Source organism: Pedobacter sp. MC2016-05 (assembly GCF_026239735.1).
Lineage (GTDB): Bacteria > Bacteroidota > Bacteroidia > Sphingobacteriales > Sphingobacteriaceae > Pedobacter.
This window is the reverse complement of record NZ_JAPIVT010000001.1, coordinates 363,880-389,399: the sequence shown is the minus strand read 5'-3', so window position 1 is coordinate 389,399 and position 25,520 is coordinate 363,880. Positions and strand designations below refer to the sequence as shown.

At 37.8% G+C, this 25,520-nt stretch carries 19 protein-coding genes; 5 read left to right on the top strand and 14 right to left on the bottom strand.

The features are described 5' to 3' along the window. Positions 1 to 194: 194 nt before the first annotated feature. Positions 195 to 1,364, top strand: a complete 1,170-nt coding sequence (uxuA, locus tag OQZ33_RS01720) for a mannonate dehydratase (RefSeq protein WP_265797313.1) — start codon at positions 195 to 197, stop codon at positions 1,362 to 1,364. Position 1,365: 1 nt separating this feature from the next. On the opposite strand, the gene OQZ33_RS01715 is transcribed toward uxuA, so the two are convergent. The 7 genes from OQZ33_RS01715 to OQZ33_RS01685 form a co-directional block, all read right to left on the bottom strand. Further along, positions 1,366 to 2,388 (bottom strand): LacI family DNA-binding transcriptional regulator, encoded by a 1,023-nt coding sequence (locus OQZ33_RS01715; protein WP_265797312.1) that lies wholly within the window; start codon positions 2,386 to 2,388, stop codon positions 1,366 to 1,368. Positions 2,389 to 2,459: 71 nt separating this feature from the next. After that, positions 2,460 to 3,620 (bottom strand): acyltransferase family protein, encoded by a 1,161-nt coding sequence (locus OQZ33_RS01710; protein WP_265797311.1) that lies wholly within the window; start codon positions 3,618 to 3,620, stop codon positions 2,460 to 2,462. A 376-nt stretch (positions 3,621 to 3,996) separates the two neighbouring features. Further along, entirely contained in the window at positions 3,997 to 5,097 is a 1,101-nt protein-coding gene (locus OQZ33_RS01705; protein WP_265797310.1) for a glycoside hydrolase family 43 protein, read from the bottom strand. 25 nt (positions 5,098 to 5,122) lie between these two features. Next, positions 5,123 to 7,987 (bottom strand): glycosyl hydrolase 115 family protein, encoded by a 2,865-nt coding sequence (locus tag OQZ33_RS01700; protein WP_265797309.1) that lies wholly within the window; start codon positions 7,985 to 7,987, stop codon positions 5,123 to 5,125. Position 7,988: 1 nt separating this feature from the next. Beyond that, on the bottom strand, positions 7,989 to 9,113 hold the full coding sequence (locus OQZ33_RS01695) for an endo-1,4-beta-xylanase (RefSeq protein WP_265797308.1): 1,125 nt from the start codon (positions 9,111 to 9,113) through the stop codon (positions 7,989 to 7,991). A 72-nt stretch (positions 9,114 to 9,185) separates the two neighbouring features. Beyond that, complete coding sequence (locus OQZ33_RS01690) at positions 9,186 to 10,217, bottom strand: LacI family DNA-binding transcriptional regulator (RefSeq protein WP_265797307.1); 1,032 nt, start codon at positions 10,215 to 10,217, stop codon at positions 9,186 to 9,188. 118 nt (positions 10,218 to 10,335) lie between these two features. Continuing rightward, positions 10,336 to 11,880, bottom strand: a complete 1,545-nt coding sequence (locus OQZ33_RS01685) for a glycoside hydrolase family 10 protein (protein ID WP_265797306.1) — start codon at positions 11,878 to 11,880, stop codon at positions 10,336 to 10,338. 207 nt (positions 11,881 to 12,087) lie between these two features. Here OQZ33_RS01685 and OQZ33_RS01680 point away from each other — a divergent pair, with 207 nt between their 5' ends. Beyond that, the gene (locus OQZ33_RS01680) at positions 12,088 to 12,990 is read left to right on the top strand and encodes a hypothetical protein (protein WP_265797305.1); all 903 of its coding nucleotides are present in this window, start codon (positions 12,088 to 12,090) and stop codon (positions 12,988 to 12,990) included. Positions 12,991 to 13,003: 13 nt separating this feature from the next. On the opposite strand, the gene OQZ33_RS01675 is transcribed toward OQZ33_RS01680, so the two are convergent. From OQZ33_RS01675 to OQZ33_RS01660, 4 genes are all read right to left on the bottom strand, one after another. Continuing rightward, complete coding sequence (locus OQZ33_RS01675) at positions 13,004 to 16,732, bottom strand: sensor histidine kinase (RefSeq protein ID WP_265797304.1); 3,729 nt, start codon at positions 16,730 to 16,732, stop codon at positions 13,004 to 13,006. 90 nt (positions 16,733 to 16,822) lie between these two features. Continuing rightward, positions 16,823 to 17,704: an ACP S-malonyltransferase gene (gene fabD / locus OQZ33_RS01670; protein WP_265797303.1), complete on the bottom strand. Its 882-nt coding sequence runs from the start codon at positions 17,702 to 17,704 to the stop codon at positions 16,823 to 16,825. Positions 17,705 to 17,790: 86 nt separating this feature from the next. After that, positions 17,791 to 18,426, bottom strand: coding sequence for a GTP cyclohydrolase I FolE (folE, locus tag OQZ33_RS01665; protein WP_265797302.1), 636 nt, complete (start codon positions 18,424 to 18,426; stop codon positions 17,791 to 17,793). Positions 18,427 to 18,440: 14 nt separating this feature from the next. Beyond that, positions 18,441 to 18,851 (bottom strand): 6-pyruvoyl trahydropterin synthase family protein, encoded by a 411-nt coding sequence (locus tag OQZ33_RS01660; protein WP_265797301.1) that lies wholly within the window; start codon positions 18,849 to 18,851, stop codon positions 18,441 to 18,443. A gap of 102 nt (positions 18,852 to 18,953) precedes the next feature. Here OQZ33_RS01660 and mqnB point away from each other — a divergent pair, with 102 nt between their 5' ends. Then, positions 18,954 to 19,580 (top strand): futalosine hydrolase, encoded by a 627-nt coding sequence (mqnB, locus tag OQZ33_RS01655; RefSeq protein ID WP_265797300.1) that lies wholly within the window; start codon positions 18,954 to 18,956, stop codon positions 19,578 to 19,580. A gap of 41 nt (positions 19,581 to 19,621) precedes the next feature. Further along, positions 19,622 to 20,467 carry a menaquinone biosynthesis family protein gene (locus OQZ33_RS01650; RefSeq protein ID WP_265797299.1) on the top strand — a complete coding sequence of 282 codons (846 nt, stop codon included), beginning with the start codon at positions 19,622 to 19,624 and terminating at the stop codon, positions 20,465 to 20,467. Between the two features lie 186 nt (positions 20,468 to 20,653). On the opposite strand, the gene OQZ33_RS01645 is transcribed toward OQZ33_RS01650, so the two are convergent. The 3 genes from OQZ33_RS01645 to OQZ33_RS01635 form a co-directional block, all read right to left on the bottom strand. Further along, positions 20,654 to 21,349 (bottom strand): response regulator transcription factor, encoded by a 696-nt coding sequence (locus OQZ33_RS01645; protein ID WP_265797298.1) that lies wholly within the window; start codon positions 21,347 to 21,349, stop codon positions 20,654 to 20,656. 151 nt (positions 21,350 to 21,500) lie between these two features. Further along, the gene (locus OQZ33_RS01640) at positions 21,501 to 23,330 is read right to left on the bottom strand and encodes a sensor histidine kinase (RefSeq protein ID WP_265797297.1); all 1,830 of its coding nucleotides are present in this window, start codon (positions 23,328 to 23,330) and stop codon (positions 21,501 to 21,503) included. Between the two features lie 217 nt (positions 23,331 to 23,547). Next, on the bottom strand, positions 23,548 to 23,916 hold the full coding sequence (locus tag OQZ33_RS01635; RefSeq protein WP_116168680.1) for a DUF3127 domain-containing protein: 369 nt from the start codon (positions 23,914 to 23,916) through the stop codon (positions 23,548 to 23,550). Positions 23,917 to 23,987: 71 nt separating this feature from the next. Between OQZ33_RS01635 and OQZ33_RS01630 the strand changes: the two genes are divergently transcribed. After that, complete coding sequence (locus tag OQZ33_RS01630) at positions 23,988 to 25,178, top strand: THUMP domain-containing class I SAM-dependent RNA methyltransferase (RefSeq protein WP_265797564.1); 1,191 nt, start codon at positions 23,988 to 23,990, stop codon at positions 25,176 to 25,178. Positions 25,179 to 25,520 lie beyond the last annotated feature (342 nt).

Below are 25,520 nucleotides of genomic sequence, written 5' to 3'. Positions count from 1 at the left end.
AATTTACCGGGTTAGAATTTTGGTATTCAAGACTTAGGGATATTTGGTTATGATAAATGTAGAAATTAAAAAATAAATTTGCAACCGATTGCATAAAAATTTTTAAATTTATTTTTATTGTATCTTAAACAATAAAAAACGCTGTATTTTTATTGTGTACCGATTGCATAAACTATACATATAAACTGCGAAAAATGAAAATGATTCAAACCATGCGCTGGTACGGACCAAGCGATATTGTAACTTTAACCGATATCAAACAAGCGGGCTGCGGCGGGGTAGTTACAGCTTTACACCACATTCCTGTAGGCGAAATTTGGCCAACTGCAGAAATTGAAAAAAGAAAAAAAGAAATCGAAGACCACGGCATGGTTTGGAGTGTAGTAGAAAGCTTGCCAGTACATGAAGACATTAAAAAACGAGCGGGAGATTACCAAACTTGGATAAATAATTATAAAACAAGCTTGACAAACCTAGCTATGTGCGGCGTGAAGGTTATAACGTACAATTTTATGCCCGTTTTGGATTGGATGCGAACCAATTTGAAATACACAACCGAAACAGGCGCCTTAGCGCTTCGCTTTGAAAAAACGGCCTTTATAGCATTTGACTTGTTTTTGCTTCAAAGACCAAATGCAGCTACAGATTACTTACCGGAAGAAATAGAAAAGGCAACAGCTTATTTTAATCATTTAAATGAAGAGGATCGCAAAACGTTAACAGATAATTGCCTGCAAGGTTTACCCGGCAGCAATGATCAGTTCACCCCCCAACAAGTGCTTGCTTTGCTAGAGGGCTTCAAGGGAATTACAGCGGCAGGTTTGAAAGAAAATTTGGTGAAATTTTTATCAGAGATTACACCTATAGCCGATGGGCAAAGTATGCAGCTGGCCATCCATCCCGATGACCCACCCTACCCTATTTTAGGCTTGCCACGAATTATGAGCACTGAAAGTGATGCACAATATATAATAGACAGTGTACCTGCAAAATCAAACGGTTTATGTTTTTGTACGGGTTCTTTTGGCGCCAGACCGGATAACGATCTACCTGGTATGATTCAGAGACTGGGATCGAGAATTCATTTTCTACACCTAAGAAGTACACATCGAGATGAAGAAGGCAATTTTTACGAAGCTAACCACTTAGAAGGAAACGCCGACATGTACTCGGTAGTAAAGGAAATTATTGAATTAATGCAAGCTGAGAATCGAGATATTCCGATGCGACCAGACCATGGACATCAAATGATGGACGATCTTGTTAAAAATCCTTACCCGGGTTATTCTGCAATCGGTCGATTAAAGGGCCTGGCTGAACTTCGAGGGTTGGAGATGGGTATTCGAAAAAGCTTATTTGAGTAGACTAATCTACCTTTTTATCTGTCGATTGCCTTTCTACAACAGTCGGATCAAGTACAATGTGCTCAATAATCTTGTAAGGATCTTCCTGATTTACCATTTTCAAAAACATCTTTGCGCACTCTTTGCCAATTTTAGCAGGATGTTGATCAATGGTAGACAAATTAGGTGTAATGTAAGCCGAAAACGCTTCGTTTGCAAAACCGATTACCCCAATTTCTGGTGGCGTTTCATCAATTTCCTTAAGCTTTTTAATTACGCCCAAAGCGGTAAAGTCATCTCCGGCAACAATTGCATCAGGCCGATCTTTACAGCGCATCAACTTGCCTGCTCCAAACCTCCCATCTTTAATCGATAACCCACCGAAAATAATATGTCCATCAAGGACAGGCAAATTATTATCTACCAAAGCAGCCTTGTAACCTTTTAACCTATCATCAAAAATCTTAATCTGATGAACAGTGGTTACGAATGCAATTTTTTTATATCCTTTATCTATTAAATGTTGCGTGGCCACATAACCTGCTCTAAAATCATCAAGCGTAATAGTGGGTACCGCTAAATCTTCATGAACCCTATCGAACAGAATGAGTGGTTTATTCTGTTTAACAATTTCTGCAAAATGAGAAATATCTTCTGTTTCTAGTGACATAGAAGCCATAATGCCATCTACTTGAGCTTCCAACAAAGTGCGAACGCCGTTTATTTCATTCTCTACAGATTCATTCGATTGATAAATAATTACACGATAGCCGCTATCTTTTAGACCATCTTCGATACGATGAATAATAGATGCAAAAAAATGAGCCTGGACGCTCGGTACAATAACACCAATAATATGCGTTTTGCCGGATTTGAGTGCAGAAGCCAGCTTATTTGGACTGTAATTTAGTTTTTTAGCCGTTTCTACGACAGCTCTTTTTGTTGCATCGCTTATTGCAGGGAAACCACTTAGCGCTCTCGAAACGGTAGAGACGGTGATGTTAAGCGCTTTCGCTATATCGTATATGGTCGTTTTTTTCTTCAATTTTGATCGGATAATTTATAACCTGTAAATTGACAAGATAAGTTCAATCGATTGTTCTGGCAATTTAGTAATTATACCTTAATGATTACATTCTTTCTATACATGATGTAGAGCAGCACGTAAAAACCCAGTACGTAACTTATTGCCCAAGCCAACGATGCATTTACAGGCGTAAAATATGGCGTATAAAATGTGTTGTAAAATTTTTCTAAAAAAGCCGTTTTGGAACCATCAGCATTTGTAATTTTTACTAAATTTAAAACCCTCGGCATTAATCCGGCTAAAAAGAAAACAGTTATTGCGTTAACCCCATAAACGACAAAAGGAGTGGCAATTTTTTTATAGCCCTGAACGTCGATGAGCCAATAGCAAAGTGCGAGACCCAAGGAAGCCAAGCCCCCCGCATAAAGCACGTAGGAGCTTGTCCACAAAGCTTTATTTATCGGAAACTGAAGATCCCAAAGCAGCCCCAAGATTACTGCACCAATCCCTGTGGTAAACAACCAAGCTACTTTTGTTGGATTATCTACATCTTTTCGACGCATCCACACACCAACTAAAACACCAAATAGGCAAGTCCCAATTGCAGGCAAAGTACTTAATACACCTTCCGGATCCCAAGTTTTTGCTGCCGCCCAGATATGGGATTCCGTTAAAATGCCTCTATCAATCCACGCCGCTAAATTAGTTTCTTTTTCCAAATTGGGATAACCTACTCCTGGCACCGGGATAAAAGTCATTAATGCCCAATAAACAGCAAGTATAATTGTGAATATTCTGAATAAACTTTTAGTTGAAAATTTTAGGAAAATAATACTGCCAATGATGAAAACAACTCCTATACGCTGCAAAACACCCAATAGTCTAACAGTTTGAAAGGCTTCAATTAAACTTTTTCCATCGATTATTACCGCCATAAGTTTACCAAAAATCGCTAGGAAAAAACCTAAAAAGTAGAGGATTAGACCGCGTTTAATGGCTTTAACAATCGTTTTTCCATGAGTCGACGGATCGGCTTTACTAGCGCTCATGGCAAATGCAATAGAGACACCAACAATCCACAAGAAAAAAGGGAAAATTAAATCGGTAGGTGTACAGCCATTCCATTGCGAATGTTCCAACGGTTCATAAATATGTCCCCAATTACCTGGATTATTAACCAATATCATGGCGGCTACGGTTAATCCTCTAAAAAAGTCGAGTGATAGCAGGCGTCGTTTGGGTTCGGTCATGATTCAGGTTCAATTTACGCTAACTAAATTAAGGCTTTGTTTTAAGATAGTGAAATAATTGATGAACGACGTTTAATTAGGCTTCGCATCGCTGAGGTGGTGAGTCTTTTCCGTCTCACTAAAAGGCTTATCAAGAAGGTATGGCGAATCCCGACTAGCGGAGTAAAATCCCAAAGACACCTCTTTAAAATCAATAAAATTCCTTCACAATCTCAGCCTTTGATAATCGGTAAGTTAGTTAAATTTGCGGAGCTGAGTTGGCATTTGCGTGCTGGGAAAAACTTGGCCAGTCTCCAAATTATTCCAAAATTCAGATTTCAAAATCCACCGCCCCTTTCAAACTATTAACCTTTGAGACTTGGTTAGTTGATCAGCATTACTTTTTTATCGGCTCAATCAATGCAATTGTACCATCTGCTTTATGCGTTAACTCGGTAACCTTAACATTTCTTAAATGTGTTTTTCCAGAAAGCTGCGTATCGTGATAGAAAATATACCATTTGCCTTTTATTTCGATAATGGAATGATGAGTTGTCCAGCCTTCTACGGGATTCATAAAAGTACCTTGATATTTGAATGGCCCGTAAGGTGTATCACCAATGGCTGATGCCAGAAAATGTGTATCTCCTGTTGAATAGGTAAAGTAATATTTTCCATTGTATTTGTGCATCCAAGCACCTTCAAAAAACCTTCTATCGTGATCTTTAGTTAGTAAGGGCTTATTATTTTCATCCAAAACAACCACATCTTTTGGACTGCCATCGAATGAAAGCATATTGTTGGTCAACTTAGCAATTTTTGCGTTTAGTGATGGCTCATTCTCTTTTTGCGAATCAGTTTTTGAACCATTTGCATCATACTTTCCATTATTCCAACGCTGCAGTTGTCCACCCCAAATTCCACCGAAGTACATATAGGTAGAGCCATCTGTATCTGTAAAAATTGCCGGATCGATGCTATAACTCCCTTCAATTGGCTTCGCTTCCGCTTTAAACGGACCTACAGGATTTTTAGATGTTGCTACACCGATTCGAAACACATCGCTTTTATCCTTTACAGGAAAGTATAAATAGTAAGTTCCGTTCTTGAGCGCAGCATCAGGTGCCCAGAGTTGACGACCAGCCCAAGGAATATCTTTAATGCTCAAGGCAATTCCATTATCGGTTACCTTACCATTAATGCTGTCCATGCTTAAAATGTGGTAATCTTTCATGTCAAAATGATCTCCATTATCATTTTCAGGAGTTCCTGCCTCTATATCGTGAGATGGATAAATATAAATTTTACCATTAAACAGATGCGCTGATGGATCGGCTGTGTATATTTCACTAATTAAAGGCTGTGACAAATACATTGTTTTTTTGGAGGTATCAGCAGTTGCTTTACTTGCTGTTTTGTTGGTTTGCTGGCAAGAACTTGTGGCTGCTATTGCCATAATTAATGCCAGGCCAGGCATTTTTTTAAAATTCTTCATCATATTTTCAATTTATAAAAAGGTTGGATTAATTTATTTCGCTTCTAAAAGTTTCTGGGGGCCCCAGGAAACTCGGTTTTAAACCACCCAAATCCAGCACCATCTTTTGCAATACCACAGCTGGAGTTACCATCCAATATTTAATCGTGTGGCTGCCTGGTTTGCTTATAGTTACAGGAGTTTTAAAAATTTTTATATTATCCGCAACCGATTTTCGCCAAGCGGTTTCAGTTTTATAATCAGCACTAATATTGACAACAACCGGCACGTCATCATCAATAGAAATCGCGAATTTTAAACCTTCTGAATTTGTAAAATCAATGGTTGGAGAAATAAAGCTGTTCAGAGTGAAAGTTCCTGTCTGATCTAAGTAAATATCATACTCCAAACGGGGAGTAGAAATATCAACTTTCTGAATTGCCGAAGTTACAGGAACTGTAATCATACCACCCAAAGTTTTGCCATAATTTGCCAAGGTTTTCCAAAAAATTGGTCTACTGTTTACCGCTCTTGTATAATTCGGTGCTTCCATAGAAATGTAGCCATTTTGAGCGATGAAGCCAACAAATTTTTGATCGGCTGAAAGCGTATGATCCAAATAAATTGGAACGTTTAACTTAGTACCATCGCTTGTCGAAACTGTAATGTTGTTTTGCGATTTTCCTTTTGGAGCTTTTGCCCAGTCGATACTCAGCAAAATTCGCTTTTCAGTAGTTATTTCTCCTTTCGGCTCCTGTACCAGGATATAAGATGGCGCTTTTATCTGATAACTAAAGCTCCCTTTTGCTTTGTTAAACAATTCAATATAATGTTGGTGATTACTGTAATTAAAGGTTGGTAGCGCAATATTCACTTTTTGATTTTTACTCCAATAGGCATCGCTACCCTCAATTGCCAATCCCGATTCAGCTTTGCTCAAATCTCCGGTTGATGTCAAAACCATGGTGTTTGGAATGGAATTTTTTTCTGGTTGTTGCCAATTAGTGTATCCAATGTGGGTTTGATCCATCATGTGATCCCACTTCCCGCCGGCCATTATCTTATTGTAATAATTGGATATTTCCTCGTCGCGTTTATACAATTCTGCAACTTTTTCACTCATATCATTTGTAGCCGATCGACCTTGTTTGGCATATAGTTTATTTCTAGCCACATGATAGTATAAATCATAAAGATTGGCGCTTGCCTCTACCGGATGCATCACCAATTGGTAGTAGGCATCTTTTTGATCAGCAGAAATTTGACCGTATATAAATTTTGCCTTTTGCTCCAACCTTTTGTAATCAGAAACTACATTTTCAAATTCGTTGTAATTGTTTAAGCTGTATATGCTATCCGTTAACAACTCTGGTTTTATGCGCCCGTTATATTTGGAATAAAAATCGAGTATATCGGCAATTTCGGCAGAATAAGTTTCGCCGAATTGCTTTGCAGACCAGTCGATTGTATATTGTTTTAATTTCTCTGATGGAATAGCATCAGGCGCCCAGGCATAATCCAAAAAGAACGAAATAGGAAATTCCATCGGCTTTAAATCGCCTACGTTAACTATCCAAATTTGGTTGGCATTATACTCGTAAGCTAAATTCATTTGTTCCCAAACTTTTTGAATAGGGTTGGTATTAATCCATTTGTAATTTCGCGGATCACCCACATAATCAAAGTGATAATAAATACCGTAGCCACCTTTCCTAGGTGCTTCATTTAGCTTTGGGAGTTTCCTGATGTTGCCCCAATTGTCATCGCAGAGCAGCAGCGTAATATCATCAGGAACACGCATTCCTTTATCATAGTAGGCTTGAACCTCTTTGTAAAGCGCCCAGAGCTGTGGTGTTTCCGAAGCAGGTTTTCGGGTTACTTTTTCAATAATATCTCTTTGATCTTTCACTATTTTCTCAAGCAAAGCGGTAGCTGTTCCCTCTGTCATCGGCTCATCCCCATCTCCACGCATACCAACCGTAATGAGTTGCTCTTTATCGGCCACCCGTTTTAAGCCACTTTCCCAAAACTCCCTGAGTTGTGCTGGATTTTGGTCGTAATTCCACTTGCCTCCCTGATATCTTTTCCACTCATCGTGGGCTCGGGTTAAAGGCTCGTGGTGTGATGTTCCGATAACCACGCCATATTCATCGGCCAAAACCGGATTCATTTTATCATCATCATTAAAAGCACTGCCCCACATGGCAGGCCACAAATAATTGCCCTTTAACCTGAGAATAAGCTCAAACACTTTGGCATAAAACTTACTGTTGAAGCCTCCAAATTCTTTCCTGCTCCAACCAGATAAAGCTGGCGCCTCATCATTTAAGAAAATACCTCTGTATTTCACCGCCGGCGATGAAATTATATGCCTGCCCGAGATAGCAAATAAGCTATTACTTCTTTGTACAGGAACATCTGCCCAATAATACCATGGCGAAACACCGATTTGGCTACACAGTTCGTAAATGCCATAAATGGTTCCGCGTTTGTCGCTGCCAGCAATAACCAAAGCAGAATCTACGCCAGGGACTGGATTTTTAACCACTTCAATCAATGTACTTTCCCAGTTTCCAGCGATACCAGCAACATTAATTTTGTTGTTTCTGATGAGCTCATCAACAATTGTGTTTTTGCCAATAGTCCCGATAATAATTGTAATGCCAGTGGCTTTATCGGTAGAAAAAACTGGATTAATTCCTGTGACTTTGTGTAGGTCGTTTTGAAGATCTCTTGCTGCTCTGGTAACACCCGGCCAATCGTTTCTGCTCACTAATATAGATGACACCATACCGCTATTGGCAATAGAAAAGCTTCCGGGGGTATACTTTTTAAAAATAAAAGGGTCGGTACCTGCAGCTAAGGAGATAGTCGTGAAAGCTAACGATACAATAAGGAGGACAAGTTTCTTCATGTTATTTATTTTTAAAATTGATCACTTCCCAGTACGCTTTTTTGGGTTCCAGGTTTGTATCGAAAAGTAGCGGATAATTTTTCCGCCCCTTAACCGGATACTCATCCAGCCAAGTGTATCGATCGGATATATTCCAGAAAGTGACATTGGTAATTGCAGCCTTAAATTTCCGGAATACCTTGAAAACCATGGCATATTGCGCAGCCTGTTTTCGCTGGAGCGCTAAGGTAAATTGATCTGATTCTCCAGATTTACGTTCCCTTCTTTCTTTTTCCCATGGATAAATAGACATATCAACCTCGGTAAACTGAATTTTCAATCCCAGTGATGAATATTTTTCAATTGCTGCTGTAAGCTGTTTTTCTGTAGGTTCCTGCAACGACCAATGTGCCTGCAGGCCAATTCCATCTATAGGAATGCCCTTTTCTTTTAAATCTTTAAGCAATCTATAAATCCGGTCGCGCTTCTCTGGTCGCTCGGTATTGTAATCATTGTAGTAAAGTTTAGCATCTGGATCTGCAGCATGCGCAAATTCGAATGCTTTAGCAATAAAATCTTCGCCGCAGATTTTGTACCACTTCGAATCCCTTAAATAGTGTGATGGATTGTCGTCAATTGCTTCATTGACCACATCCCAGGCATATACTTTGCCTTTATATCGATTAACAACAGTTGTTATATGTTCTTTTAATCGTTGCAACAACACAACTTTACTTACTTCTTTGCCATCTTTATCTTGAAAAATCCAATCTGGTGTTTGCTCGTGCCAGCATAAGTTATGTCCGCGGATTTTAATGTTATTGTTCAGCCCAAAATTGATGATGGAATCGGCTTCGATCCAATAAAACTGGCCTTCTCTAGGTTGCAAAGAACTCATTTTCATGGCATTCTCTGCCGTAATGCTATTAAATTGTTTTTTGATTAGTTTCGCCTCATCGCCACTAAGATTTTTCGATGACACTGCTACACCAATAGAAAAATATTTTTGATAAAAATCTTTAAGTCCGCGTGATGTTTGGTCACGATTTGCTGGAATTTGAGCGCTGCAGGAATTGATGTACAGCACTACAGAGGAGCAAATCCATAATGCGCCCATAAATTTCCAGAATTTATAATCCTTGCCCATACGATATCTGGTTAATGCTTTGCCGTTTAATTTTAAAGCAGAACGGCAGCCTGCTTTTATTGCACTGGTACCTTAATTTCGATTTTTCAATGATGATCCTCGGATAATCAGTTCTGTATTGAGCAAAACCGTATCGGTAAAGCTTAAATCACTCTCTCCGGATAAATGGTTTAACATAATTTTAGCGATGTTTTCGCCCATTTCTGCACCCGGATAATTTATGGTGGTAATTGCTGGCTCTGTTACCTTTGATATCAAATCGTTGTTAAAACCCACGATGGCTATATCGTCTGGAATACGCAAGCCTGCTTCCTTAAAAATGGTGAGCGCAAAAGCTGCAGAAGAATCATTTGTAATAAATAATCCATCAGGGAATTTGTCCCGTTTCAAAATATCATTTGTTAACACATTCTGAATCGCTTGTTCAGTTAAATCAGTAGAGATAAATAAATTTGGGTCATACTCGATGTGGTAATCAGATAAAGCTTTTTGATAGCCCGCAAACCTGTCGTGGTATACATTTCTGGCGATATTGCCTGTAAGGTGTAAAATCTGTTTGCAGCCCTGCTTGATCAGGTGTTCTGTAGCATTATATCCCGCTTTAAAATTATCGATTAACACTTTGGTAGCCTGAATACTTTCCTCCACCCGATCAAAAAATATGATAGGAATGTTCTTTTTCGTAAAAGTATCGAAATGACTGAAATCTATCGTATCTGCAGCCAAGGAAACAATAAGCGCATCTACCCTACTATTGAACATGGTATTCGCATTAGTTTTTTCTTTAGCCTGCTGTTCAAAAGACTGACTGATAATTAAATTATAGCCTGCATTGTTTGCCACCCTTTCAATACCAGAAAGGACAGATGACATGAACAAACTGTTTAACCGGGGCACAATTACTCCAATAGTGTTAGTTTTTTGCTTACGGAGATTTACGGCAAACTTATTGGAACGATAACCTAATTCAGCAGCCAGATTAGATATTCTCTTTTTTGTTTTTTTATTAATCGCCGGATGATCCTGCAAGCCCCTGCTCACCGTCGTCGCAGAGATATTTAATCGCTCTGCTAAATCATAAATGGTTATTTCTTTTTCTTGCATAAATACGCCAACACAATCTATGTTATATTTGCATGACTAAAGTTAGGATTAATTTGCAAAGAAATTGCAATCGGTTGCATAAAAATATAAAATATTTCTGTTCCGCTGTTTTAGGATATTATTCCTTAGCCAACGGTATTTCTACACCTACCGGGCCACTTGGTTCGCTTTCATTTTTTAACCGATCAAGTGCTGTAACCAGATAACTATATCTTTTACCTGTTTCGGCAGAGGTATCAACAAATGTTAGATAATCTTCAAAGCTGATTTTGAGAATATTTTTTGGATCCAACACTCCTATTTTCTCGCCTTCAGCAAAGCGATAAATCACATAGCCCGAGGCCGTTTCTCCATCTTTCGCTTTGAGTGGATTTTGCCATTTTAAATGTACGCCATCTTTATGGGCATCAGCTGTTAACGATTGTGGTTCATTTGGAGGGGTTTCATCCAACCATGGCATTTGCGGAGGCAAGGCCGGATATTTATAAAAATCATTTTTCAAAGAATCACCTACCGATCTTGCCACAGTACTTAATGATTTTGAACTGAAAAACACGCTTCCCTGGATGCGGTTATGCTCTCTGATATATCGTATCTGCCGAGGGATTTCAGTCAAATTTTTCCAAGCTGCTTCTGCTCTGGAGTTTACCAAATACGCTCCCTGACCGATGTAGACATGCCTACCATAACTATTATTGCTCCACCAATCGAGCAAGGTACCGAACGGAGCAACTCTTCTGGTAAAAGTAAAATAGATTTGCGGATTGATATAATCTACCCACCCTTCTTTAACCCATTTTCTACTATCAGCAAAAAGCTCTGCATAATTGGATAAACCACTTGTTGCCGAGCCTTCAGGATCTTCATATTTATTACGCCAAATTCCGAAAGGACTGACACCAAATTTTACCCAACTTTTGTAATGGTGAATGCTATCATCTAATTGTTTAATCAGCTGATCGACGTTATTTCTACGCCAATCTCTAACATCAGTAAAATTGTTTGGATACTTGCTAAAAGTTGCAGCATCATTAATCGTTTGCCCCTCAATTTTGTAAGGATAGAAATAGTCATCAAAATGAATTCCATCAACATCATATCCTTTGACAACATCTAATATTACCTGCACAATATATTCTCTAACCTCTGGAATGCCTGGATCAAATTGTTTTTTCCCTCCATAGATGAAAAACCATTCTGGATGTTTCCGAAATGCATGATCTTCGTGAAAAACAGTACTGCTGCTCATACTTGCACGATAAGGATTAAACCAGGCATGTAATTCCATACCCCGAAAATGCGCTTCTTTTATCGCGAAAGCCAAGGGATCGTAACCAGGTGCGGGCGCTAAACCTTGCTTTCCCATTAACCATTGGCTCCAAGGCTCACGCGATTTAGCATAAAACGCATCGCCAGCGGGCCTCACCTGCAAAATGATGGCATTCATGCCTTGACTTTTGTGTCTTTCTAGAATACCAATCAGCTCTTGCTTCTGCTGATCAATGGTTAATCCGGGACGGGAAGGCCAATCGATATTGGTTACTGTAGCTACCCAAACACCTCTAAACTCTCTTTTTGGTGCAATTTTTGTTAAAGGTTGAGCATTTAATATATAAGGTAATACGGTTAAATATAAAAGTGCGTATAGGAAGTTTTTAAGCATTATTCTTGTCTTGTTTTTGATTCAGGATGCGTACTTGTGCTAATTTTAATACAAACAAACATTAGCAATTAAACGATTTTTTTTAAAATCTCTTATAATTTTTATTAAAAATTATAATTTGCGCCCTGCTAAAATTAATTGTGTACTCCATTTACCTATGGAATAACAAAAGTATATTAATTTAAGAAGATACAGCATTATTAAAAAATGGAACCACAAAAGATTAATAAAGGCGATAGAAACAAAATTTACTTCCTGGTCATAGTTATAGCTGCACTTATTGGAACAAATGCTTACCTGTTTTTTAAAGATCGACAGCAGAGCGAACGATTTGTTACCGTGAGTACTGAGAAGGATAAGTTGAGATTAGAAGTAGAAAAAATCGAGGTTGAGCTTGATAAAGTTGAGGCGCTAAATCTGGATTTAAATGAAAAACTGGTTGAAGAACAAAAGTTGGCTAGAGAAAAAATTGCCGAACTAAAGGTGGCCTTAGAGAAAGGAGAAATTACTCAAGGCGAATTAGACAAAGCCAATAACCAAATCAACGAGCTAAAAACTTTTGTAAAAAACTATAATGATCAGGTTATCCAGCTTCAAAAAGACAATATTTTCCTCAAAAACAGCCGTGATAGTTTAGAGAATACGCTCAAAAACATGAGCAATAAAGCTTCGGGTTTAGAAAGCGAAAACGCTAACCTGAATGCAAAAGTTAAAACCGCAGCTGCATTAAAACTTCAAAGTGCTGATATTGTAGCTTTCAGAACAAAATCAAGTGGCAAAAAGGTTGAGGTTACCAAATCATCAACTGCCGAAAAACTAAGCGTTCGCTTTAACATTATTGCCAACGAGTTGGCAGAAAAAGGTCACCACAACATCTATTTACGGGTTTTCGATCCAGCGGGAAATTTACTTGCCGACGAAGGCAATAGGTTTGAAGCCGATGGTCAAGAAATGCAGTTCAGCCACTCTATCTATATCAATTATAATAATGATGATAGCACTTATGTGATAGATTGGGCTAATCCAAAACCTTTTATCAAAGGGATTTACACCGTAATTTTATATGCTGATGGCAATACGATGGGTAAAGCCCAGGTAGATCTGCGTTAATATCCTAACAGTTCTAAGCCAGCGGAAATGCTAGATAAAATGTGGTTCCTACATTAATCACAGAGGTAAAACTAATGGTTCCGCCTGCATTTTCTACCGCTTGCTTTACAAACGCCAAGCCTAAGCCGGTTCCCGAGGTTTTCGTAGTAAAGTTAGGCACAAAGATTTTATCGTGTAACACCGCTGGAATTCCTTTTCCATTATCCTTAATTTCAATATAGGCGTATTCATCATCATGGTAAAGCACCGCTGTAATGCAACAGTGAGATTCATCATCAATGGCCTCAATTGCATTTTTGAAAAGATTATTAAACGTTCTTAATAATTGATCATGATCTGCAAGAATCCGGATACTATTTTCCGATTTGTTCAGCACGTTTATTTCTACGTTATCGCTGTTTTTATATACCTGACGAGCCTGCTCTATTACCGGCATTACATCCAATTTCTCTAAATTGGTATCTGGCATTCTAGCAAAATTGGAAAACTCTGATGCAATTTTAGATAGGCTATCTATTTGCTCAATGAAAGATTTGCTGAATTTATTAAACTTATGCTCAAAATTCGGATCATTCTCCTTCCATGATTTTTCAAGCAATTGAACACCCAGTTTTAAAGGTGTAAGTGGGTTTTTAATTTCATGGGCTACCTGTTTGGCCATTTCCCGCCATGCGCTTTCCCTTTCCGATCGGGCCAATTTAGCTGCACTAGCCTCAAGTGCGGCAATCATTCCATTATATTCTTTTATTAGAGAGCCAATTTCATCGTGCCTACGCCAAACAATGGGTTCATTACCTTGCCCAATCCGGGTTCTACTAATACTCTCTTGAATAAACGTTAATGGACTGGTAATCTGGTTTGCTAAAAACACTGCTAAAACTCCAACAGCCACAAAAACCAAGGCATAAATATTTATAAGATTACTTACAAACAGCGCTATTTTGTCTGAATACTCCTCTTCGTTGGAATAGTTTGGCAAACCGATATAAGCAATTGTTTTGTTCTGTGCATTTCTAATAGGCGCATAGGCTGCGGCATAGGTTAAGTTACCAATTTTTTCACGGGGATTGATATATTCAGATCGTTTTAATTTATCCAGGTAGGTATAAGCTAGAGGCCCCATTTTTCGTCCTATTACTTTTAGGTTATAAAGTTTAGGATAGGTAGTCATGAGCAGGTTTCCTTGCGTACTGTATAAATTAAGATCAACATTGTTCACATCAGCAAAATTTACAAAATCAGCAACCGCATCTTCATCTTCCACTATACCCCTGCTAAAAACCTGTTTCTCATAATTCTGCTGTACCTTTCTGATTTTATCTTTTATAGAAATGGTTTGTTGCCCACGGTACTCATTATTCATGTAATAATATGTTACCCAACCCACAATTAGTAAAGTAGCCACCACCGATAGCACGATAGAAACCTGAATACGTGTTTTGTAAAGAATTTTATTGGCATTAATCATCAAAGATCTATTGATACTGAACCAACCTACACGTTCATCATCCAGATTTTTAATTAACCAGATTAAGCCATACAATACCAATGAGAAAATAATAAATACTAAAAAAAAGAAGGATAAGGCCGCCAATCGCTCTACATAGCTCACCTTCTGCTTACTTATTACAACCATTTTGCTTTCAGTAGGCTTATAAATTAGATGGCTATAATTCAATTTATTATCATTGCTCGTAATAAAATTATCCTTTTTGCCATTGAAAATATTGCCATCCAATGGATAAGTATAATTCCCGGATTGATTTAATAAGCGGTTATTACTGTATAACGCAATGGAGTATCCTTTGAAATCCTCATCTCTCACCAGTTTTTGATCTCCGAGCAAATCGGGTAATCTATTGTTGTAATTGTATGGTTTTGAGCGGAGTTCGATAACTAAGTTTCCCAATAAACTCCCCTTGTTCACCACCGATATGATGCCAAAGTAGTCCTGATAGCCAAAGGTGTTATTAACCTGGTAGAAATAATTCGAACCCTCGATTTTAACTGAGCCAGATTCTACCAGCCCTTTATATTTCTTAAAACGCTGCCCGTTAGGGTTGCTGATATCGACTCCGCTTTTATCGTAAGGATAAATCTGATAATCGTAGCGGCTTAAATAACCATCCAGATAATTTTTAAGGTGGTTTTTTAATACTGCATAGTTCGATCTTCCGCTTTCAGCAAAATATGTAACCAAAAATTGATCATTTAATAAATTCCCCTCCAAACTGCCCAAAGCTACAATCGCATTTGGATCTTCTGATGATTGTACCTTCCGGGCAAGCGGCTCGCGAAGGCTGCGTTCGGTAATATCTTTGTACTTAATGTATTTAATAGAACTATTAAAGGCAAGGCAAAAAAATACTATGGCGAACAAGCCTATAGAAAACTTTGCCTTTTCGATATAAATACTTCTACAAACAATTAAAAGGATAAGTGCAAAAACAATAAAAAAAGCAGTAAAATCTGTTGTTAGTTTATAGAAGAAAACAATTGCAAAACCGGTTAAAAAGATGATTAATCTTTCCCTATTGCTTACATCTAGTTGCTTGCTGACTGTTACGCAAATGATGGTGATTAAGTAAATCTGAAACCAAACAAGGCATAGGATTACAATACTCACCCAGCTAGAGCCACTTAGCTTTAAGATATTGATAATTTCGAAATTGATTTTTGAATTGTAAATCAATCCAAAAAAAACCTCGTCACTAAAATAGGCTATGGCGGCAATAAACGCCAAGAACAGAATATGAATAATAATGCCTAAAATTTTGCTTTCTCTGATCCATTTGGCAAATTTATATTGCTCTTTGTGGTTATACATAAAGAGCAGTAACCAGGTAAGCGTAATTACATTCAATAAAAAATCGCCCAGTGATGGCATGAAGAAACTTTCTGAATATATCCTTGGATCGAAAAGATCGAGTGGAAACCGGTGATTAAACCATCCATAATACAAATCCGAAAGCCTAAATGTTAAAAAGAATATCATCAGGAATAAGGTACCCCAAAAAATATGTCCTCGTCTTGCAATTAGGGAGCTTAATGAATTGAAAAACATGCAAATGCTTACCAATCCTGCAACAAAAAGCCACAACTGAGTAACAGAATAATAGTCTTCTATGTATCCAGATTTCACCTTCAGTCCGAACAAAAACTTATTATCAATACTTTTGATGCTGTAAACTTCTTTATCAGTAAATGATGCCAGTGTAAGTAATTTTGAATTAGATAACAGCGGATCTAAATCATTTCGAAAATACTGTGTTTCTTTAAATGGATATTGAGATTGTATCGAAATAAGGAAAACCAAACTAAAATTACCTTGCGTACTCTTAATTACCTCGTACCATCCATTGGAAAAAAACAGCACAGAACTTCCTTCTTTTATCGTCCGGGGATCAATATCGGTAACGCGGTAGGTACTCCAGAAATTTAATTGATTATTTTTAAAAGTAAGGAGGTTAATCCCTTTTATCTCTCGATAAGTATTTAAAAAATCTATGGCATCATTTGGATTTACATGGAACCGTTTTGCTTTAGCGACCTCTGCTTTATTTGCCAAAAATGCAGCAACGTCTCTTTCTTTTACCGATAAGTTCTGTTGGACTTCGTTGGCATCGCGTTCCAGCAAATCACTTTTGGTAGTAAATCTGCTTAATGAAATAGACGTTGCAATGAGGCAGCAACCTAAAACCAGCAGTAGAAATCTAATTTTTACACCAAAGCTCAATTTCATCGATTTTGATAAAGATATTAAATATTGACAAAAAACAGCGCCATAAACGGTTTGTTTATGGCGCTGAAAATAATTTATAGTATAAAGGTTTTAAGCAATAGCAGCACTACTGGTTTGTATCTCACGACTAACTTTTTTAACTAAACCTTGCAAAACACTACCTGGCCCAACTTCTACAAATTCAGTTGCACCATCAGCCAGCATATTCTCAACAGTTTGAGTCCAACGTACCGCACCCGTTAATTGTTTAATTAAATTTTCTTTTATTTGGGCTGGATCAGTATAAGGTTTGGCATCTACGTTTTGATAAACTGGACATATTGGCGCCGAGATAGCTGTAGCCTCAATTGCTGCCTGCAATTCAATTTTGGCTGGCTCCATTAACGGCGAGTGAAAAGCACCACCTACATTTAACTTTAAGGCTCTTTTTGCTCCCGCTTCTGTTAATTTAGCACAGGCTAAATCAATTCCTTCAATGCTACCCGAAATAACCAACTGGCCCGGGCAGTTATAATTTGCCGGAACCACTACTGCATCAACTTCAGCACAAATTCTTTCTACTACATCATCAGCTAGGCCTAAAATAGCTGCCATAGTGGAAGGTTGGGCTTCACAAGCTTTTTGCATGGCGTTTGCACGGGCAATAACCAATTTCAGGCCGTCTTCAAAACTCAAAGCATTGGCAGCTACCAATGATGAAAATTCGCCTAAAGAATGACCAGCAACCATATCAGGTTTGAAATCATCACCTAAAACCTTTGCCAAAATAGCAGAGTGTAAGAAAATTGCCGGCTGGGTTACATTGGTTTGTTTCAATTCCTCATCTGTTCCGCCGAACATGATATCGCTGATGCGGAAACCGATAATTTCATTTGCTTTTTCAAATAATGCTGCAGCCTGTGGGTTTTCATAAAGGTCTTTACCCATGCCTACAAATTGTGCTCCTTGTCCAGGAAAAATATATGCTTTCATAATGATTCGTTTGATATTAAGCGCCTGGCGATTAGCGTATTTATAGTGCCTTATCTTGATACCAGGTACTTTCTACTCGATACTTTTTAATCCAAACTTGCCGTAATTAATCTTAAAAATTCAGCCCTGGTTTTATCATTGCTTAAAAAACTACCGGTAAAAGCTGATGTGGTGGTAACTGAATTTTGTTTTTGTACGCCACGCATGGCCATGCAAAGGTGTTTACATTCAATTACAACTGCAACGCCCTTCGGGTTTAAAGTATTTTGAATGCAATCTCTAATTTCGTTCGTTAAACGCTCCTGAACTTGTAAACGGCGGGCAAAAGCATCAACCACTCTGGGGATTTTGCTTAACCCAACAATATGTCCGTTTGGAATGTAAGCAATGTGTGCTTTTCCAAAGAATGGCAACATGTGGTGTTCGCACATTGAATATACTTCAATATCTTTAACCACAACCATTTGGCTATAATCTTCTTCAAACATTGCCGATTTTAAAATTTCATCCGGCTTCAAATCATAACCATGAGTTAAGTACTGCAGTGCTTTAGCCACTCGTTCAGGCGTTTTTAACAAACCTTCACGCTCCGGGTTTTCACCTAATTGACCAAGAATATCTTTGTAATGGGTAGCAACAGCTTCGATTTTCTCGTCGTTATAACGGTCTATTTTTACATAGCCATCAATCGATTCCTCTTTTAATACGTTTTTAGTGCTCATTAATTTCGGTGGTTTTAACCAAAGTATTCAACAAAATTATTTTCGGTTTCGTAAATTTTTACACAATGTAAAATCGCTCCGCTTTCTGCAATCGGTGCTTCCAATTGCTTCCAAATTTCGATAGCTAAATTTTCTGTAGAGGCCAGCTTCCCTTTCATAAAATCTACGTCAAGATTTAAGTTTTTATGGTCAACTTTATCAACTACATAAATATTCATTACATCCTTAAGCCACTTCAAATCAACAAGAAAACCCGTTTCTGGATTTACTTCGCCCTTAACCGTTACATATAACCAATAGTTATGACCATGCCAATTTGGGTTGGCACATTTGCCATAGACTTCGGCATTTTTATCATCATTCCAATCGGGTCTGGCAAGTTTATGTGCTGCATTAAATGATGCTTTTCTCGTTATATAAATCATTACAATAAAATAAAGGGTCAAATATACTGATAAAGCTTTAAGCCAAAGGGCCAAAGCTTAAAGAAAGACATTTTAATGAAAAGAATCCCTTAAATTTACCTTATGAAAACTCTAGTTGTGGCCGCTACCAAAGCCGAGGTTACATTTTTTTATCAGCATTTCAATTTGCCCGAAGGGGATTTTATCGAAAGTAAAAACTTCGATTTATTGATAACGGGAGTTGGAATGGTTGCTACCGCTTATTCTTTAGGACAGTTTTTAAATTCCAACAAATACCGTTTGGTTTTAAATGTGGGCATTGCTGGCTGTTTTGATCGGAGTGTGAAGTTGGGGAGTATTTTAAATGTGACCGAAGACGTTTTCGCTGAACTTGGAGCTGAAAATGGCGATGAGTTTCTAACAATCACCGACCTTGGTTTCGGCGAAAATCATTTTAAATCAAGGTATAAAAAAAATATTGATTTACCACCCATAACCGGAATTACTGTAAACTGTGTTACTGGAAATGAAAAAAGCATTAAAAACCTCAAAAGGAGGCTTAATCCAACCACCGAAAGCATGGAGGGTGCGGCAGTTTTCTATGCCTGTAAACAAGAGAGTATTGATTGTTTGCAAGTGAGAAGTGTATCAAATTATGTAGAACCCCGAAACAAAGACAACTGGAAAATGGGTTTAGCTATTAAAAACTTAAATGATTGGCTTATTTCTTTTATATCAGAAATGAACTGATTATGACGGATTAGTTTTCTGCAGTAGTTAATTTTGAAAACATGAAGCTTACACTTGGTTTTTCGCCCTGCCCAAACGACACATTTATCTTCGATGCGCTAATTCACCATAAAATTGATACCGAAGGTTTAGAATTTGAAGTAACCTATGATGATGTGGAAACGCTTAACCAGAAGGCGTTGAAAGGACAGCTCGACATCACTAAATTAAGTTTTCACGCTTTTGCTTATGTGGCTAACCAATATGCTTTATTGGATGCCGGAAGCGCTTTGGGCTTTGGCGTTGGACCGCTTTTAATTAGTAAGAATCCTTTCGATGAAAATGATTCCCGTTTCCAAATTCCGAGTTCGGAGTTAAGAATTGGAATTCCTGGAAAGTACACCACTGCGAACTTCTTGCTTGGAATTGCCTATCCGCAATTGCAAAATAAGCAGGAAATGGTATTCTCTGAAATTGAATCAGCTTTGCTGGAAGACCAAATAGATCTGGGTTTGATTATCCATGAAAACAGATTTACCTACCAAGATAAAGGCCTGAATAAAACTGTTGATTTGGGTGATTATTGGGAAAAACTAACAGGTTGTGCTATCCCTTTGGGTGGCATTGTAATTAACAGAAATCTGGATAGAGAGGTTCAGCTTAAGGTCAACCGCTTGATTCGTCAATCGGTAGAATTTGCATTTGCCCATCCTAAATCGGGCATCGATTTTATCCGAGAACATGCGCAAGCTATGGATGAAGCCGTGATGTACAAACACATTGAGCTTTACGTAAACAAATACAGCATAAATTTGGGTGAAGAAGGCAGAAAAGCGGTTGATACCTTGTTTAAATTAGCACAAGAAAGAAACATCATTCCCCCAATTCAAGAAAATTTGTATCTGTAGCAGCGCTCTTTCGAAGCAATTTTATGCTAGTGGTCGGTATCCACACCGACCCTTGAAAATTGGGCAATAAAACTAAATGATCTTCTGCATAGATATCGGTTGGTGCGACACCAACCGATAGGTCGAATTCATTTCAGCGACCAAAACAGCTCAATATTACAACAGTCCAACCTTTGAACGTTCTATTTAACTCACCAGCAATTTATAGCCCTTGCCATGAACGTTAATAATTTCAACGCTCGAATCTCCTCTAAGGTATTTACGTAGTTTGCTCAAAAAAACATCCATACTGCGTCCATTGAAGTAGTTATCGTCGTGCCAAATGCTCAATAATGCTTCTTCTCTGGTTAAAACTGTATTTTTTTTCAAGCAAAGCAAACGGAGTAACTCTGCTTCTTTGGTAGAAAGTTTTTGCTGCTGATCGCCGTTTGTAATGATTTGAGTAGTATAATCGAAAATATAGCTTCCAATATTAAACTGTGTTTCAGGTGCTTCTTCTGCCCCATCGCTCTTGCTCGATATTCGTTTAAACATCGCATTAATACGCAGTAATAGTTCTTCTATACGAAAGGGTTTGGTGATATAATCATCGCCGCCTAAATCGTAAGCGGCAGATTTATCTTCCAGCATGGTTTTTGCCGTTGCAAAAATGATTGGCACTTGAGCATTCACTTTGCGAATATCTTTACCCAAAGTAAATCCATCTTTCTTAGGCATCATCACATCTAAAATACACAGGTCGAAGTTTTGTTTATTAAAAGCCCGCAAACCTTCTTCTCCGTCTATACAAAGCACCACATCAAATTTGCCCTTTAGCTGCAAATAATCTTGTAGCAATAAACCTAAATTTGGATCGTCCTCTACCAGAAGTATTTTTTTCATTTTCGTTATTTTATTGACGCGGGTAGCATTCTACCGTAAATGTTTGATTCTGCACTTGTACAACGGTTTAATTGCTAAGTTGTCTGCTATAATAACTCAATTTTAAACGCATTTATACAACGTATCGACCAATGATGTTTATTCGCCGATGTTAGCTTTGATATAAAGGTAACGATATTTCAAACTTTGTTCCTTTATCTTTTTCGCTATTCACTTTGATGCTGCCATTAACCTGTTTTATAATATCCTGAACATAATTTAAGCCAAGACCAAATCCCTTAACATCATGCAAGTTACCAGTTGGCACCCTGTAAAACTGATCAAAGATTCGTTTAGATTGTTCTTTGGTCATCCCGATGCCTTTGTCAGCAATTTCTATGATCAGTTTATTATTGGTATTTCTTGTTGTGATTGTAATTTCTGGTGTTTCGGAGCTATACTTATTCGCGTTATCAATTAGGTTATAAAGCACATTTGATAAATGAAGTTCATCGCCAAAAACGGCAGATTTTTCAGCATCCGTGTGGATATTCAAAATCGCATTTCTTTTTTGCAATTGAAGACTCATACTGTCCAGAACAATTACAATCAAGTCGTTCATATCAACCTCTGTGTTCTCCATTTTCAGCTCCCCTTTTTCTAGCCGTGCGATACTCAAAACGCGTTCAATATGGCTGCCCAAACGAACGTTTTCATCGTAAATAATATTAGCCAGGCGTTTCAACCGACTTTTATCTTCAGTAACTTCCGGATCTTTTAGTGCCTCGCTTGCGATCATAATGGTTGCAACCGGAGTTTTAAATTCATGCGTCATGTTATTGATGAAGTCAGTTTTCATTTCAGAAATTTTCTTCTGCTTTAAAATGGCATAGAGCGTATAAGAGAAAATAAAAACCAGCACCAGTAATAAGCCCACAGATGTAGCCAGGGTAAAACTCAAGTTGGCTAAAATTGCCGAATTTTTATTGGGGAAAGTGACGATCAATGTACCAGGATCGCGGAATAAATCGTTTCCAAACAGAGGCGTTTTATAGGTGTTTTCGGGCAAAAACTCTCCCTTGGCATTCGAGGCTTCGATAAACAAAACCGAATCTTTTTTGGCCAGCGAAACTTTATAATAAGGTTTTTGAGTGATATTATGTGTTAACAATTCTTCTTTTAAAACATCGCCTAGCGCCTCGAAGTTTATCCGTTTATAAATCGGAATATTCGATTCTTCCAGCTCTTTGGAAACATCTTCTACTAAACTCATTCTAGAATAAGGCAAAGTATCTTTACCCAAAGCAGCAATTTTTACTTCGAGTTTTTTCCTGGCAATTTCATCCTCACGTTTAAATTTCTTTTCTAAATCTTCAGGAATTTTTGGCAAACTAACGGTTAATGGTTTGGCATTTATAGGATCGTACACCAAATATCTTAATGTATCCGGCAGGCTTTGCAAACTTTTAAATTCAAATGTTTTAGGCGCTGGGGCATAAGGTTTTGTACGCATATTATAACTTTTTAAAACCAAGCTACGCATATCCACAATTGCATCCATTTGCAAATCAAGGCTTTTACCATTTTGCGATGATATAGAAAGAAATTCTCGTTCAGAAATTACATTAGGTGCCCGAAATGACATTCTTATTAGAGTATCCTGTTGATTGAGATAATTTTCGATTAAATTTTCGCGTTCGGCAAATCTCAATTCTGATTCCTGAACATATTGCTGCCTTAAATCTTTAATATCGAGTGCTCTTTGTCGAGCATCCTGAATACGCTTTAATTTGTTTTCGGCGTCTTTCCTGTTGATGTGATTGGCAACATTTAGTCGTTCTACCTTTTTAACTACAGTAGCTAAAGTTTGATTTACCTGTTCGTCAAACAGTTGAGATTTTAAGTTATAGGCTTCCTTGATGTAATACAACTGCATCACAAAAACGCCGAGCAAAGCCAACGTCATCAACACAGTAATAAACCAAAAACTCCTTTTTTTCATTGATGTGATTTTGTGCCGAGTTATTTTCAGGCACTACAATATAACCTAAAACCAGAAGCAAAAATACTGAATAGCTAAGTTAACAGCATGTTTTTAACATATTTTAACATGACTTATCTGATTGTAAATGAAGATTTAAGCAAAGGTGGGGGAAAAAAAATGCCGAGACAAAAGCCTCGGCATGGTTCAAAATTGTTTGCTTAAAAAGATTCTTTATTTAGAAAGGCAAATCATCATCTTCACCTGGTGTATTGCTCACATCAACCGGAGCTGCATAAGCTGGAGTAGCTGCTGCCGGAGCGCCTGCTGCAATCGCATTGATTCTCCAAATCACTAAACTGTTAAAATATGACGTTTTCCCTGTTTTATCTGTCCAAGGGCGGCCACGTAAATTAAAGAAAACCTCAACCTCATCACCCGCTTTAAATGTATCTAATAATGCAGTTTTATCTTGTAAAGCCTCAAAACGGATATATTCTGGGTATGTTGGATTTTCTGCGTATTCTACTATTAAATCACGTTTTTTAAACGTTTCACTTACCTGCTGCGTTGCACCTACTTCGTGTACTTTTCCTTTAATTTCCATAACTAATACTAATATTGTACCTTAAAGAATCAAATCTCTATAATTTTATTGATAACTTCGCATATATTATGATGCAAGTTTTCCACAATAAAAGCAAGGTAATTATTACCTGCAATAAGCGCCTTTCTCCTTATTTACAAGATGAAGTTACGGCACTAGGTTATAAAATAGAAAGAGCCTTTCCAACCGGTCTTGAGCTAAATATCACCCTTACAGAGTGTATCAAGCTAAATTTAAACTTGCGTTGCGCCAGTCAGATTTTATATGCGATTAAAAGCTTTAAGGCCATTACACCTGATGACCTTTATAACGAAATTAAGAATATTGAATGGGAAGAATTAATCGATTTTGCAGGATATTTCTCGGTAACCTCCAATGTGGATAATCCAAATATTACTACACCATTATTTGCCAATCTGAAAGTTAAAGATGCGATTGTCGATCGCATGAAAGAGAAAAAAGGCATTCGCCCTAACTCTGGCTCTGATGCCAATAAAGCAGTAGTGCATTTGTACTGGAAAGATGCTGATGCCGATGTTTTTATGGACACTTCTGGCGAAACCTTGGCCAAACACGGTTACCGTAAAATTCCGGGGAAAGCGCCAATGCTTGAAGCACTAGCTTCTGGAGCAATTTATGCTACCAAATGGGATAGAAAATCGCCTTTCATTAACCCGATGTGTGGTTCAGGAACACTGGCTATCGAAGCTGCATTAATAGCAACAAACCGTGCTCCCGGCTTATACCGGATGAATTATGGCTTCATGCACATTTTAGGCTATGATGAACAGGAATTTTTCACTGAAAGAAGAATTTTGAAAGATCAGGTAATTAAAAATATTGATTTAAAAATTGTTGCTTCTGATATTTCGGAAGATGCCATTGAGGTTACGCGTAGAAATGCCCAGACAGCCGGTGTTGATACTTTAATCGAATTTGAAGTTTGTGATTTCGAGCTTACTCCGGTGCCCGAAGGCGGACAAGGCGTGGTCGTTTTCAACCCTGAATATGGCGAACGTTTGGGTGTTCACAGCAAATTGGAATTAACCTATAAACGCATGGGCGACTTTATGAAAACCAAATGCAAAGGTTATTCAGGTTATATTTTCACTGGAAATCCAGATTTGGCTAAAAAAATCGGATTAAAAGCTTCTCGGAAAATCGAATTTTATAATGGAAAATTAGACTGCAGAATGCTTGAATATGAGTTGTATGATGGATCACGAAGAGCACCCTTAATTCAAACCGAAGAGGCAAATTAATGCAATATTTATTGGAGCCTGGTAAGCTATTTGTTAATTGCAAGGCTCCTTCCATCCTTTCTATATTGATCAATGGGACTTTTATCCCAAAGGCTGGTGTAAATTCTATGAAATTTCATTGATTCTACATCTGCTTCCTTAAATTTAATGCTTGATTTTGCAATGGTCTAACCTATTTATGCCTACCTCATTTGAGGTGTTCGCCAACTGTTTTATTATCCTTGGGCGATGTCAATAGACAATCACAGCTAACTACCACACTCTTGCTCATCGTGCCGTCCATCAACGGCAAACCAGAATTCGTTAAACTTTTAAGTTATTGGCTTGTTAGTACATAGTAAT